11 protein-coding genes are annotated in these 13,653 nt (G+C 73.9%); 4 read left to right on the top strand and 7 right to left on the bottom strand.

What is annotated here, in order from left to right:
* Positions 1-7: 7 nt before the first annotated feature.
* The 5 genes from pgl to tkt all read right to left on the bottom strand — a co-directional run bounded on the left by pgl (position 8) and on the right by tkt (position 6,843).
* Positions 8-745, bottom strand: coding sequence for a 6-phosphogluconolactonase (gene pgl, locus OO48_RS03155; RefSeq protein WP_033212576.1), 738 nt, complete (start codon positions 743-745; stop codon positions 8-10).
* Positions 742-1,884 (bottom strand): glucose-6-phosphate dehydrogenase assembly protein OpcA, encoded by a 1,143-nt coding sequence (gene opcA, locus OO48_RS03150; protein ID WP_033212574.1) that lies wholly within the window; start codon positions 1,882-1,884, stop codon positions 742-744. Before opcA ends, pgl begins: the two co-directional genes overlap by 4 nt.
* A complete protein-coding gene (gene zwf, locus OO48_RS03145; RefSeq protein ID WP_051731688.1) occupies positions 1,881-3,437 on the bottom strand; it encodes a glucose-6-phosphate dehydrogenase in 1,557 nt (518 codons plus the stop codon). The genes opcA and zwf overlap by 4 nt, the downstream gene beginning before the upstream one ends.
* 73 nt (positions 3,438-3,510) lie before the next feature.
* Positions 3,511-4,650, bottom strand: coding sequence for a transaldolase (tal, locus tag OO48_RS03140; protein ID WP_033212572.1), 1,140 nt, complete (start codon positions 4,648-4,650; stop codon positions 3,511-3,513).
* 96 nt (positions 4,651-4,746) lie between these two features.
* Positions 4,747-6,843: a transketolase gene (tkt, locus tag OO48_RS03135; protein WP_033212570.1), complete on the bottom strand. Its 2,097-nt coding sequence runs from the start codon at positions 6,841-6,843 to the stop codon at positions 4,747-4,749.
* A 400-nt stretch (positions 6,844-7,243) separates the two neighbouring features.
* On the opposite strand from tkt, the gene OO48_RS03130 reads away from it, so the two are divergent.
* The gene (locus OO48_RS03130; RefSeq protein WP_033212731.1) at positions 7,244-8,188 is read left to right on the top strand and encodes a heme o synthase; all 945 of its coding nucleotides are present in this window, start codon (positions 7,244-7,246) and stop codon (positions 8,186-8,188) included.
* 28 nt (positions 8,189-8,216) lie between these two features.
* On the opposite strand, the gene OO48_RS03125 is transcribed toward OO48_RS03130, so the two are convergent.
* On the bottom strand, positions 8,217-8,861 hold the full coding sequence (locus OO48_RS03125; protein WP_033212568.1) for a DUF2461 domain-containing protein: 645 nt from the start codon (positions 8,859-8,861) through the stop codon (positions 8,217-8,219).
* 258 nt (positions 8,862-9,119) lie between these two features.
* Here OO48_RS03125 and OO48_RS03120 point away from each other — a divergent pair, with 258 nt between their 5' ends.
* Together OO48_RS03120 and OO48_RS03115 are read left to right on the top strand one after the other, a co-directional pair.
* Entirely contained in the window at positions 9,120-10,370 is a 1,251-nt protein-coding gene (locus tag OO48_RS03120; RefSeq protein WP_081951877.1) for an FAD-dependent monooxygenase, read from the top strand.
* 128 nt (positions 10,371-10,498) lie between these two features.
* Positions 10,499-10,831: a hypothetical protein gene (locus tag OO48_RS03115; protein WP_033212567.1), complete on the top strand. Its 333-nt coding sequence runs from the start codon at positions 10,499-10,501 to the stop codon at positions 10,829-10,831.
* 267 nt (positions 10,832-11,098) lie between these two features.
* Here OO48_RS03115 and OO48_RS03110 read toward each other — a convergent pair whose 3' ends face one another.
* Entirely contained in the window at positions 11,099-12,064 is a 966-nt protein-coding gene (locus tag OO48_RS03110) for a COX15/CtaA family protein (protein ID WP_033212566.1), read from the bottom strand.
* Positions 12,065-12,315: 251 nt separating this feature from the next.
* Between OO48_RS03110 and OO48_RS03105 the strand changes: the two genes are divergently transcribed.
* Positions 12,316-13,626: a choice-of-anchor A family protein gene (locus OO48_RS03105; RefSeq protein WP_033212565.1), complete on the top strand. Its 1,311-nt coding sequence runs from the start codon at positions 12,316-12,318 to the stop codon at positions 13,624-13,626.
* Positions 13,627-13,653 lie beyond the last annotated feature (27 nt).

Raw genomic sequence — 13,653 nt, 5'->3', positions numbered from 1 at the left:
CACGGACTCAGGCGAGTTCGGCGGCCGCCGACCCGTCCAGCAGCCACAGGGTCAGCTCGGTGCCGTGGACCGCGCCGGCCGGGGCCTTGGCGGCTCCGGGGGAGGTGCGGGCCAGGGCGACCGCCTCGGCCTTGTCCTCGCCGGCGGCCAGCAGCCAGACCTGGCGGGCGTGCTGGAGAGCCGGGAGGGTGAGGGAGAGGCGGGTGGGCGGGGGCTTGGGCGAGTCGTGGACGGCGATGACGGTGCCGTCGGTCCGCTCGGTGCCGGGGTGACCGGGGAAGAGCGAGGCGACGTGCGCGTCGGGGCCGACGCCGAGCAGCAGCACGTCGAAGACCGGCAGCCGCTCGCCGGGGGCGGCGGCCGCGGCCAGGTCGGCGGCGTACCGGTCGGCGGCGGTCTCGGCGGGGGTGCCGTCGGCCGGGGGCATCTCGTGCACCCGGGCGCCCAGCGGCCGGACGGCGTCCAGGAACGCGGCGGCCTGGACGGCGTTGCGCTCCGGGTCGCCGGCCGGCAGGTAGCGCTCGTCGCCCCACCACAGGTCGACGCGCGCCCAGTCGACCGCGTCGCGCGCCGGGTGGGCGGCGAGCGCGGCCAGCAGGGCGTTGCCGTTGCGGCCGCCGGTGAGCACCAGGTGTGCGGTGCCGCGGGCGGACTGGGCGTCGGCCAGGGCGGTGAGCAGCCGGGCGGCCGCCGCCTGGGCGAGCAGCGCGGCGTCCCGGTGGACCAGGACCCGGTCGGTGCTCACTGCCCGCTCCGCTTGCGCGGGGCGGCGCTCTTCTTGGCCGCCGGGGCGGCCTTCTTCGACGGCTTGGCGGTGACCCGGGCCGGGTTGGCGACCGCGGCCTCGACGGCCTTGGGCGACTCCTCCTGCTCCGGGGCGTCCTGCTCCGGGGCTTCCGCGGCGGCCGCGTGGGCCTCCACGGTGCCGCCGGGGCCCGCGTGCTCGACTCCGGCGATCCGCTCGCGCAGCCGGTCGATCGGGGTCCGGACGGCGGTGGCGTAGATGTCGTCGGGGTCGAGGCGACGCAGTTCCTCGGCGATCAGCTCGGCGGTGTCGCGCCGCTTGAGCGCGACCATCCGGTCGGGCGCGCCGGGCATGCAGAGCGTGCCGAGCAGGCCGTCGGGGCGGTCGAGCGTGATGTCGCCGTCCGCGGTGCGCAGCCGGACGGCGGTGATGCCGGGGCCGCCGGTGACGACCCGCTCGACCTGGACGTGCAGGCGGTTGTGCAGCCACAGGCCGAGCAGTTCGACGCTGGGGTTGTACGACTCGCCCTCGACCACGGCGCCGGTGATCTCGACGTCGCGCTGGTCCAGGGCGGCGGCCAGCATGGAGCGCCAGCCGGTGATCCTGGTCCAGGCGAGGTCGGTGTCGCCGGGGGTGTAGCCGGCCGCCCGCTGGGCGAGCTGGCCGACCGGGGACTCGGCGGTCACCGCGTCGGTGATCCGGCGCTGGGCGAGCGCGCCCAGCGGGTCCTGGGCCGGGTTGAGCGGGGCGTTGTCCGGCCACCAGACCACCACGGGGGCGTCCGGCAGCAGCAGCGGCAGCACCACGGACTGGGCGTGCGCGGCGAGTTCGCCGTGCATCCGCAGGACGACGGTCTCGCCGCTGCCCGCGTCGGTGCCGACCAGGATCTCCGCGTCCAGCCGGGTCTCGGCCCGGGCGCGGGGCGAGCGGCCGGCCCGCTTGATGACCGCGAGCGTCCGCGAGGGGTGCTCGCGGGAGGCGTCGTTGGCGGCCCGCAGGGCGTCGTAGGCGCTGCCCTCGTCGGTCACGATGACCAGGGTCAGCACCATGCCGGCGGCGGTCGAACCGCTGGCCCGGCGGGCGTCCATCAGGGCGGCGTTGATCTTGCTGGACGTGGTGTCGGTCAGGTCGATCTTCATGGGCGACGCCAGCTCCTGCCGTCTCGTGCGAGCATCTCGTCCGCCTCGACCGGCCCCCAGGTGCCGGCCGGGTACTGCGCGGGCTTGCCGTGGCTGTCCCAGTACTGCTCGATCGGGTCGAGGATCTGCCAGGACAGCTCGACCTCCTGGTGCCGCGGGAAGAGGTTCGCGTCGCCGAGCAGGACGTCCAGGATGAGGCGCTCGTACGCCTCCGGGCTGGACTCGGTAAAGGACTCGCCGTAGGCGAAGTCCATCGTGACGTCGCGGACCTCCAGCGCGGTGCCGGGGACCTTCGAGCCGAACCGCACGGTGACGCCCTCGTCCGGCTGGACGCGGATCACCAGGGCGTTCTGGCCCAGTTCCTCGGTGGCGTAGGAGTCGAACGGCAGGTACGGGGCGCGCTGGAAGACCACCGCGATCTCGGTGACCCGGCGGCCCAGCCGCTTGCCGGTGCGCAGGTAGAACGGGACGCCCGCCCAGCGGCGGTTGTTGATCTCCAGCTTGATGGCGGCGTAGGTGTCGGTCCCGGACTCGGGGTTGATGCCGTCCTCGTCCAGGTACCCGACCACCTCCTGGCCGCCCTGCCAGCCCGCCGTGTACTGGCCGCGCACGGTGTGCGCGCCCAGGTCGGCGGGCAGCTTGACGGCGCTGAGCACCTTCAGCTTCTCGGCGACCAGCGCCTTCGGGTGGAAGGACGCCGGCTCCTCGATGGCGGTCAGCGCCATCAGCTGCAGCAGGTGGTTCTGAATGACGTCACGGGCGGAGCCGATGCCGTCGTAGTAGCCGGCCCGGCCGCCGATGCCGATGTCCTCGGCCATGGTGATCTGCACGTGGTCGACGTACGACCGGTTCCAGATCGGTTCGAACATCTGGTTGGCGAAACGGAGCGCCAGGATGTTCTGGACGGTCTCCTTGCCCAGGTAGTGGTCGATCCGGAAGACCTCGTCACGGGGGAAGACCTCGTGCACGATCCGGTTCAACTCCTGGGCGCTGGCCAGGTCGTGGCCGAACGGCTTCTCGATCACCGCCCGGCGCCAGGAGCCGGCCGGCGGGTCGGTCAGGCCGTGCTTCTTGAGCTGCTGGACCACGGTCGGGAAGAACTTCGGCGGCACCGACAGGTAGAACGCGAAGTTGCCGCCGGTGCCCTGCGCCCGGTCGAGGTCCTCGATCGTGCGGCGCAGGGTGTCGAACGCCTCGTCGTCGCCGAAGTCGCCCTGGACGAAGCGCATGCCCTTGGCGAGCTGCTGCCAGACCTCCTCGCGGAAGGGCGTGCGGGCGTGTTCCTTGACGGCGTCGTGCACCTCGTTGGCGAAGTCCTCGTCCTCCCACTCGCGGCGGGCGAAGCCCACCAGGGAGAAGCCCGGCGGCAGCAGGCCGCGGTTGGCGAGGTCGTAGACCGCCGGCATCAGCTTCTTGCGCGACAGGTCGCCGGTGACACCGAAGATCACCAGTCCGGACGGGCCGGCGATCCTCGGCAGCCGCCGGTCGGCGGGGTCGCGCAGCGGGTTGACGGGCCGGTCGGGGGTGTCGCCCTCGCTCGGCTCCGGACCCACCACGTCCGGGTAGGGCTGTGTGTTGCTCACTGTGGTGTGCTCCGCTTTCGTTGCGTCAGTTCGTGAGCAGGTGTCAGTTCTTGGCGTGGGCTTCGAGCGCCGCGGTGACGGTGTCGAGCAGTTCGGCCCAGGAGGCCTCGAACTTGCTGACGCCCTCGTCCTCCAGGACCTGGACCACGTCGTCGTAGTCGACGCCCGCGGCGGCGACCGCGTCGAGGACGGCCTTGGCGTCGGCGTAGTTCGTCGTGATGGTGTCGCCGGTGACCTGCCCGTGGTCGTCGGTGGCGTCCAGGGTGGCCTCGGGCATGGTGTTGACGGTGCCCGGGGCGACCAGCTCGGTCACGTACAGGGTGTCCGGCAGGTTCGGGTCCTTGACGCCGGTGGACGCCCACAGCGGGCGCTGCGGCTTGGCGCCGGCCGCCTCCAGGGCCGCCCAGCGGGCCGAGGCCGGCTTGGAGCCGTCGACCGAGCCGTAGACCTCCTCGTACGCCTGGTAGGCGAGGCGGGCGTTGGCCAGCGCGGCCTTGGAGCGCAGCTCCTTGGCCTCGGGGGTGCCGACCGCCTCCAGGCGCTTGTCGATCTCGGTGTCCACCCGGGAGACGAAGAACGAGGCGACCGACTCGATCTGCGAGAGGTCCAGGCCGGCGGCCTTGGCCTGCTCCAGGCCGGACAGGTGGGCGTCGATGACGGCCTTGTAGCGCTCCAGGGAGAAGATCAGCGTGACGTTGACGCTGATGCCCCGGGCGAGGACCTGGCTGATCGCGGGCAGGCCGCCCATGGTGGCGGGGATCTTGATCAGCACGTTCGGGCGGTCGACCAGCCACCACAGCTGCTTGGCCTCGGCGACGGTGGCGTCGGTGCGGTGCGCCAGGCGCGGGTCGACCTCGATGGAGACCCGGCCGTCGCGGCCGTTGGAGGCGTCGTAGACGGGGCGCAGCACGTCGGCGGCGTCCCGCACGTCCGAAGTGGTGATCATGCGGACGGCCTCTTCGGTGGTGACACCGCGCACCGCCAGGTCGGTCAGCTGGCCGTCGTAGGCGGCGCTGCCGCCGCCGATGGCCTTCTGGAAGATGGTCGGGTTGGTGGTGACGCCGACGACGTGCTTCTCCTGCACCAGCTCGGCCAGGTTGCCGGAGTTCAGGCGCTCCCGGCTCAGGTCGTCGAGCCAGATCGCCACGCCTTCTTCGCTGAGGCGGTTCAAAGCGTCGGTCATGGTACTCAGTCCCTCTTCTTCAATTCGTACGTCTGTGGGAGTCCGGTGGGCCGGTCCGGGGTAGTGCGGATACCCCGGACCGGGCGGGTCAGCGCGTCAGCGGGAGACGGCCTCGACCGTGCGCAGCGAGGCACGGGCGGCGTTGGTCACCGCTTCGGCGGTGAGGCCGAACTCCTGGTACAGCACCTTGTAGTCGGCGGAGGCGCCGAAGTGCTCCAGGCTGATGATCCGGCCGGCGTCGCCGACCAGCTCGCGCCAGCCCTGGGCGATGCCCGCCTCGACCGAGACCCGGGCCCTGACGGCCGGCGGCAGCACGCTGTCGCGGTACGCCTGGTCCTGCTCGTTGAACCACTCCACCGACGGCAGCGATACCACCCGGGTCGGGACGCCCTCGGCCTCCAGCACCTCGCGGGCCGCCACGGCGATCTGCACCTCGGAGCCGGTGCCGATCAGGATGACCTTCGGCACGCCGCCGGTGGCCTCGGCCAGCACGTAGCCGCCCCTGGCCGCGCCCTCGGCGGAGCCGAACACCTCGCGGTCGAAGGTCGGCACGCCCTGCCGGGTCAGCGCCAGGCCGACCGGGCCGGGGTGGCTGGTCTGCCGCTCCAGCACGGTGCGCCACACCACGGCGGTCTCGTTGGCGTCCGCCGGGCGGACCACGGAGAGGCCGGGGATGGCGCGCAGCGCGGCCAGGTGCTCGATCGGCTGGTGGGTCGGGCCGTCCTCGCCGAGGCCGATCGAGTCGTGCGTCCAGACGTAGGTGACCGGCAGCTTCATCAGGGCGGCGAGCCGGACCGCGGGGCGCATGTAGTCGGAGAACACCAGGAAGGTGCCGCCGTAGACGCGGGTGCCGCCGTGCAGCGCGATGCCGTTCATGATCGAGCCCATGGCGTGCTCGCGGATGCCGAAGTGGATCGTCCGGCCGTACGGCGAGGCGCTCTTGAGCGGGTTGCCCTCCGGCAGGAAGGACGACTCCTCGTCGATGGTGGTCAGGTTCGACTCGGCGAGGTCGGCGGAGCCGCCCCACAGCTCGGGGACGATCGCGCCGAGCGCCTTCAGGGTGTCGCCGGAGGCCTTGCGGGTGGCGACGTCCTTGCCGGCCGGGAAGACCGGGACGGCCTTCTCCCAGTCGGCGGGCAGCTCACCGGACTGGATCCGGTCGAACTCGGCGGCGCGCTCCGGGCTGGCGGCGCGCCACTCGGCGAGCCGGCCCTCCCACTCGGAGCGGGCGGCCTGGCCGCGCCCGACGACCTCGCGGGCGTGGGCGAGGACCTCGTCGGTGACCTCGAAGGTCTTGTCCGGGTTGAAGCCCAGCACCTTCTTGGTGGCGGCGATCTCGGCGTCGCCGAGGGCCGAGCCGTGCGCCTTGCCGGTGTTCTGGGCGTTGGGCGCGGGCCAGGCGATGATGGTGCGCATCGCGATGATCGACGGCTTGCCGGTCTCGGCCCGGGCGGCCTCCAGGGCCTCGGCCAGCGCGGCCACGTCGATGTCGCCGTCGGACTTCGGGGCGACCCGCTGCACGTGCCAGCCGTACGCCTCGTAGCGGGCCAGCACGTCCTCGGAGAAGGCGGTCTCGGTGTCGCCCTCGATCGAGATGTGGTTGTCGTCGTACAGCGCGACCAGGTTGCCCAGCTTCTGGTGGCCGGCCAGCGAGGACGCCTCCGCGGAGATGCCCTCCTCCAGGTCGCCGTCGGAGACGATCGCCCAGACGGTGTGGTCGAACGGCGAGGTGCCGGGCGCCGCGTCCGGGTCGAACAGGCCGCGCTCGTAGCGGGCGGCCATCGCCATGCCGACCGCGTTGCCGATGCCCTGGCCGAGCGGGCCGGTGGTGGTCTCCACGCCCGCGGTGTGGCCGTGCTCGGGGTGGCCGGGGGTGCGGCTGCCGGCGACCCGGAAGGCCTTCAGGTCGTCCAGCGACAGTCCGTAGCCGGACAGGAACAGCTGGGTGTACAGCGTGAGGGAGGTGTGCCCGGGGGAGAGCACGAAGCGGTCGCGACCCACCCAGGCCGGGTCGGTCGGGTCGTGGCGCAGGAAGCGCTGGAAGATCAGGTACGCGGCGGGAGCCAGCGACATGGCGGTTCCGGGGTGCCCGTTCCCGACCTTCTGCACGGCGTCCATGGCCAGGACCCGGGCCGTGTCGACGGCCCGCTGGTCCGCCTCGCTCCACTCAAAGACGTTCGGCGTGGTGCTCACCCTGACTCAGGGCTCCTTCCGGATTCTGTGAAGTGTGACCCCGTGAAGGGGACTGCTCGGCCACGCCGCTGTGGCTGGTGCCGATCACGGAGGGTTGATCCCGCTTCTCCGTGCGAGCCTACCGTTTGCGGCGCACCTCACCCTCTGTGCCGGGGCAACGTGAGACCGCCGCGCCGCATTCCACCGGCGCGCGTCAACCGCTCTGTCCCAGCTTCACCCGTACGGGGAGGGTTTGCCCGTTCCGAGGGGCGAGACGGTGGCGGGGGCGGCTCGCCGGGGACCCCGGGGCGGATCGGGAGATATGGAACGTCTATGGTTGCGTGGTACGCGCAGAGCGGACGGCGGGCACCCTGCGGGTCTCCGGGTCGCCTGTGGAAGTTCATCGACTGTTGAGGTGTCCGTGACCGCCGTCGAATCCCGCCCCGCAGGGGTGGTGGTAGGGACGAGGACCGCGCCCCGGCCGTTCGGGGCCCGCGTCGGGGCCTTCGTGGCCCTCACCAAACCCCGGATCATCGAACTGCTCCTGATCTCCACGGTACCGGTGATGTTCCTCGCCCAGGGCGGCGTGCCCAACCTGTGGCGGGTGCTCGCGGTGGTCGTCGGCGGCTACCTCTCGGCGGGCGGCGCCAACGCGCTCAACATGTACATCGACCGCGACATCGACGCGGTGATGTCCCGCACCGAGCGGCGCCCGATCGTCACCGGCATGGTCTCCCCGCGCGAGGCGCTGGTCTTCGGCGTGGTGCTGGCCGCGGTCTCCACCGTCTGGCTCGGCACCCTGGTCAACTGGCTCTCCTCGGCGCTCGCGCTGGGCGCCCTGCTGTTCTACGTCTTCGTCTACACCCTGGGCCTCAAGCGCCGCACCTCGCAGAACGTCGTCTGGGGCGGCATCGCCGGCTGCATGCCGGTGCTGGTCGGCTGGTCGTCGGTCACGAACTCGCTGTCCTGGGCGGCCGTGGTGCTGTTCCTGGTGGTGTTCTTCTGGACGCCGCCGCACACCTGGGTGCTGATGATGAAGGTCCGCGACGACTACGCCAAGGCCGGCGTGCCGATGCTGCCGGTGATCCGCGGCAACATCGGCGTCGCCAAGCAGGTCGTCGCCTACTCCTGGGTGATGGTGGCGACCTCGCTGCTGCTGTGGCCCGCCGCGCACACCAGCTGGCTGTACCCGTCCGCCGCCGCCGTCCTCGGCGCGCTGTGGATGAAGGAGGCGTACGCCCTCCAGTCGCGCGCCAGGGCCGGCATCGTGGGCGCCAAGCTCAAGGAGATGCGGCTGTTCCACTGGTCGATCACGTACCTGACCCTGCTGTTCCTGGTCGTCGCGATCGACCCCTTCGTGGGCTGACGCCCCCTCCTCGCACCACCCCTCGGCCTCAGCGCGGCGGAAGCTCGCTGGGGCCGACGTGGTTCTCCAGCCACTCGTGCAGCGGCTGCGCCGCGCGCAGGAAGCCGGTGATCCGGCCGTACGCCTCGGCGGTGCCCAGCCAGGCCGCGGGCTCCCACTCCTGCCAGGCGATCAGGCCCCTGTGGCGCAGCAGTTCGATCCGCGGGTGGTCCTTGGCCACGCCGCGCGGCGCGGTCTTCAGGCTGTCCCGCCCCACCACCTGCGGCCCGGCCGCGCGGACGGCCGCCACCACCCGCTCCAGCTCGGCGCCCGGCACGTCCTCGGCCACCGCGGCGCGGTACCGGGCCAGCTGGTCGCTCGCCAGGCGGTAGTAGCCCAGCCCGCAGGCCAGCCCGTCGGCGGACAGCTGCACGTAGCCGCCGGACTCCAGGTACCCGCCGACGTGCGTCTTGTACGGGGACTTGTCGGCGGAGAACCGGACGTCCCGGTTCGGCCGGAAGATCTTCCCCGGCCCGAACTCCGGCTCCAGCCGGGCCAGCAGGGCCTCCATCGGTGCCCGCACGACCTCGTCGTACACCGCGCGGTGCGCGGTCCAGAAGGTCTTCGAGTTGTCGGCCTCCAGGTGCTCGTAGAACTCCAGCGCCTCGGCCGGCCAGCCACGGAAATCGTTCACCCGGACAGTATTCACGCCGCGCGGCGGGAACGGCGGTCGGAGGAGTGACGTTCCGTCAGCGGCGACCCCTTCCCGTTGGGACCGGCCCCCCGTCCACTGCTAGGTTGCGGGACGGCCGCCGCCGTCCGGGGACACCGGCGCGGACGCGGCCCCGTCGTCCGCCGACGCCTCCCGGGGGAGCCCACCGATGCCACCGCACTCCGTCGTCGCGCCCGTCCGGGTGCCGCCCGCCGCCCCGCTCGCCGTGGGGAGCCGCCGGTGAGCCCCCGCAGCACCACCGTCGCGATCGTCGGCGCCGGGCCCGCCGGGCTGGTGCTGGCCCACCTGCTGCGCCGGGCCGGCGTCGACACCGCCGTCCACGAGCGGCTCACCCGGGCCGAACTGGAGCGCGCCGCCCGGGCCGGGGTGCTGGAGCACCGGGTGGTGGAGCACCTGCGCGGGCTGGGGCTGGCGGACCGGCTGGTCGCGGAGGGCGAGCGGCACGGGCGGTGCGAGATCGTCTGCCTCGGCGAGCGGGTCACCGTCGACTACGGGGCGCTGTCCGGCGGCGCGCGGCACTGGGTGTACCCGCAGCAGTCGCTGGTGCGCGACCTGATCGCCGCCTACGAGGCGGACGGCGGGACGATCGCGTTCGGATCGCCGGTCGCGGCGGTGGCGGCGGACGGCACGGGCCGGCCCGTGCTGCGCACCGCGGAGGGGGAGCTGCGGGCCGAGTACGCGGTCGGCTGCGAGGGCGCGCACGGCGTGGTCGCCGCCGCCTTCCCCGACCGCGCGGAGGGCCCGGCCCGCCGCTACCCGTACGACTGGCTGACCGTGCTGGCCCGGATCGACCGGCCGGTGGCGGCGGTGCGCTACGCGGTGCACGCCGACGGGTTCGCCGGGATGATGCCGCGCACCGCGGACGTCGGCCGGTTCTACCTGGAGGTGCCCGCCGGGGAGCGGGTCGAGGAGTGGGCGCCGGAGCGGATCCGGGGCGAGCTGGGGCGGCGGCTCGGGCTCGGCGGCGCCGACCCGGTGCCCGGCGAGCTGCTGGAGACCGGCGTGCTGCGGATGCGCGGCCGGGTCGCCCGCCGGATGCGGCACGGGCGGCTGCTGCTGGCCGGGGACGCCGCGCACACCGTCACCCCGTCCGGCGCCAAGGGCCTCAACTCGGCCGTCGCCGACGCCGCCGACCTGGCCGGCGCGCTGACCGCCGACCTGCTCGGCGGCGACACCGGGGCGCTGGACGGCTACCAGCGGCGCCGGCTGGAGGCGGCCTGGCGCACCCAGGAGTTCTCCGACCGGCTGCTCGACCTGCTCCACCTGCCCGCCGGGCTGCCGCCCGAGCAGCGCGAGTTCGCGCTGCGGCTGCGGCTGGAGCGGATCCGCCGGATCGCTGCCCCCGGCCCGGAGGGCGCCGACTTCGCCCGCGCCTACGCCGGGGCCGGCCAGCTGACCGCCGCCCCCGTGGGGGCCGTGCCGCGCCCCGCCGCCCCGCCGCCGTCCGACGCGGCCGTGAGCCCCGGATGACCGTCCCCGTCCGGCACGCCCGCCCGGTGGGCCCGGGGCCCGGCGGGGCGGGCCGGGTGCGCGCGATGTGGGCTCCGGCACAGCCCGCTGCCGTCGCCACCGGCACTACCGCTGGGTAGCATGCGGGCATGACCAACCCGGACACCGCCACCACCGTCGCGCCGGACGCCCGCGCCGAGCGCCGCGCCAAGCGCATTGCCAAGCACCTGAGCAGCTTCGCCGCGCGGCACGGCGGCAGCGCCGAGGGCGTCGTGGAGTACGTCGGAGCCATCGGCACCCGGATCGTCCTGGTCGGCGCCGACGGCGCCTGGGGCGACCAGGTCGCGCCGAGCTACGCGATCGGCCGCCGGGCCGCCGAGCTCGCCGGGCTCACCCTGCGCGAGGAGTTCGACGGCGAGCTGGGCCTGAAGGTGAAGACCGGCCCGTACGAGTGGAAGCGGATGGCGGGCATCCAGATCTGACGCGCCGGTCCGGTACGGCGAGTTCCAGCGGGAGCGCGGACAGCTGTCCGCGCTCCCGCGCGTTCCGCGCGGTCGGCGCCTCGTCCAGCGGGGCGGGGACGGCCCGTTCGGCCCCGGCCGACCGGGTGTGCGGCCGGCGGGGGCGGGGGTGACGGCGCAGGAGCGGCGGTCGGCCGGGGCGCGCACGCCCTCGGCACCGGTTTCAGGCCGGCCCGGCGGATCCCGCGCGAGCCGGTCCCGCACCGGGGCAGGGGGTGACGGGAGCGGTCAGGCGACCAGTTCGGCGGCCGGGGCGGCCGACTGGGCCGGGATGCCGGCCCGGCCGCGCAGGGCCAGCGGGACGCGCAGGGCGGCGCCCCAGATCAGCGCGGCGCCCAGCATGTGCAGGCCGACCATGACCTCCGGGGCGTCCGTGAAGTACTGCACGAAGCCCAGCACGCCCTGCAGCAGCAGCAGGACGAACAGCTCCCGCACCCGGGCCCGGGCGGCCGGCGGGGCCTTGACCGCGGCGAACACCAGCAGCGCGGCCAGCGTCAGGCCCACCGAGAGGAACACCAGGTCGGCGTGGGCCTGGACCAGGCGGTCGTAGTCGATCGGGATGCGGTACACCGGCTTGCCGTCCTTGGAGGAGGCGCCCGGGTGGTGGCCCGCGCCGGTGACCAGGGTGCCGGCCAGCACCAGCAGGCCGATCACCGCGACCAGCACCAGGGCCAGCCGCCGGATCGGCTCGGCGACCAGGGCGCGCGGCTCGCCGTCGCCCTCCGCGCTCCGCTCCCACATCAGCACCGCGACCCACACCAGGGCCATCGCGGCCACCATGTGCACCGCCACGATGTACGGGTTCAGGCCGGTCAGGACGGTGACGCCGCCGATCACCGCGTTGCTCATCACCAGCCAGAACTGGGCCCAGCCCAGCCTGGTCAGCGAGCGCCGCCACGGCTTCGCGCAGCGGGCGGCCAGGATCGCCCAGCCGATCGCCGCGCACAGCACGTAGGTGAGCATCCGGTTGGTGAACTCGATGACGCCGTTGACGCCCATCGCGGGCGTCGGCGTCAGGCTGTCGGCGGTGCAGCGCGGCCAGGTGGTGCAGCCCAGCCCGGAGGCGGTCAGCCGGACGGCGCCGCCGGTCACCACGATCACCACGCTCATCACCAGTGCGGCCAGCGCCGCCCGGCGGACGTGCTGCGGGGTGGGGTGCCAGCGTTCGGCGAGGAGGGAGAACGGGTTGGTCACCGGACCATCGTAGGCGGGCTTACGCCGTGCTCCGGCCCCGGGCGGCGGGCGGGCGCGGCGGGCCGCCGGACTCCCGTACCGGGCGGAGGGCTCCGTCCCGCCCCGCAGACAAAAAGGATCAATTCGAGCGTGTCGGTCAACTGCCTTGACCGGCCGCGCGAACGGCCGAAAGAGTGCGGATTGGTCCATACCTTTTTCCGGGTTGGGCTCATCTCACGCTCCTGCCCGCACCCACACGCGGAGTCCTGCACATGCGCAAGTCCATATCCGCCGCCGCCGTGGCGCTCGGCGGCTCGCTCGCCCTCGCGGCACTGGTCGTCCCGACCACGGCGACCGCCTCACCCACGCGGGGCGGCACCTGCTTCGACCTCGGCGTCGCCGGCAAGTACGGCGAGTTCATCGAGGGCGACGACACCCACAGCCCGGACGCGGAGGGCGCGGTGGCGGTCGGCGGCGACGCCGACTTCAGCAAGTCCGGCTTCACCGTCGGCAACGAGCTCACCAAGGCCGAGACCGATGCCCTGCCCGGCGGCTACTCGCTGGTGGTCGGCGGCGACCTGATCCAGAACAACGCCCACGTCCAGGTCATGAAGGGCAAGGGCGTCTACGCCGGCAACCGGATCGGCAAGGGCGGGCTGGAGGGCGTCACCAAGGGCGCCTCCCCGATCGACTTCGCCAAGGAGTTCGCCAACCTGCGGCACGTCTCCACCGAGCTGGCGAAGACCACCGGCGGGGCGCCCGCCGTGGACGGCCGGACGATCACCTTCACCGGCACCGACGCGACCGTCAACGTCTTCACCGTCGCGGCCGGCGTGCTGCAGAAGGCCGGCGACGTCCACCTGAAGGTCCCGGCGGGCTCCACCACGATCATCAACGTGGCCGGCGGCTCCTACGACCAGACCAAGAGCCCGACCACCGGGTTCTGGATCTGGGACAACGCCAAGGGCGAGTACGTCCAGGACGACAAGTCGCAGTCCGCGGACGGCGGCGCCGAGCGCGCCAGGCTGCTGTGGAACCTCCCGGCCGCGACCTCGGTCACCAAGCACAGCGGCAACGCCTGGCCGGGCAGCGTCCTGGCCCCGGACGCGGCGTTCGACCTGGGCACCGGCGGCCCGGTCAACGGCTCGGTGTGGGCGAAGTCGTTGACCGGCAGCGGCGGCGCCGAGACCCACCACTACCCGTTCGCCGGCTGCCTGCCCGGCACCACCACCGCGCCGTCCGAGAGCCCCAGGCCCTCGGAGAGCGCCACCACCCCGGGCGGCACCGCGAGCCCGAAGCCCTCGGAGGGCGCCGCCACCCCCGGCGGCACCCGGTCGCCGACCCCCGGCGGCCCCACCGGCCCGAAGCCGAGCGGCTCCACCGGCGCCTCCCCGTCCCCGTCCCCGTCTGCCGGCCACCCCGGCTCCGCCGGCGGCGGGTCGGACAGCGGCGGCGGTGGCGGCCTGGCGTTCACCGGCGCGGACGGCATCCTGCCGCTGACCGTCGGCGGCGCCGCGGTGCTCGCCGCGGGCGGCGGCATCGTCTACGCGGCGCGCCGCAAGAAGGCCGGCAACGCCTCCTGACCGACGGCCCGAGAAGCGACGGCCCGA

The sequence above is a fragment of the Kitasatospora phosalacinea genome, from assembly GCF_000716545.1.
In the GTDB taxonomy this organism is placed as follows: Bacteria; Actinomycetota; Actinomycetes; order Streptomycetales; family Streptomycetaceae; genus Kitasatospora; species Kitasatospora phosalacinea.
The sequence above is the reverse complement of the archived record's forward strand: the minus strand, read 5'-3'. Positions and strand labels throughout refer to the sequence as shown.

Bases quoted from the DNA above. Each gene is read 5' to 3' on its own strand.
- opcA (WP_033212574.1), bottom strand. From the start codon at position 1,884: ATGAAGATCGACCTGACCGACACCACGTCCAGCAAGATCAACGCCGCC.
- tal (WP_033212572.1), bottom strand. From the start codon at position 4,650: ATGACCGACGCTTTGAACCGCCTCAGCGAAGAAGGCGTGGCGATCTGG.
- OO48_RS03105 (WP_033212565.1), top strand. From the start codon at position 12,316: ATGCGCAAGTCCATATCCGCCGCCGCCGTGGCGCTCGGCGGCTCGCTC.
- OO48_RS03115 (WP_033212567.1), top strand. From the start codon at position 10,499: ATGACCAACCCGGACACCGCCACCACCGTCGCGCCGGACGCCCGCGCC.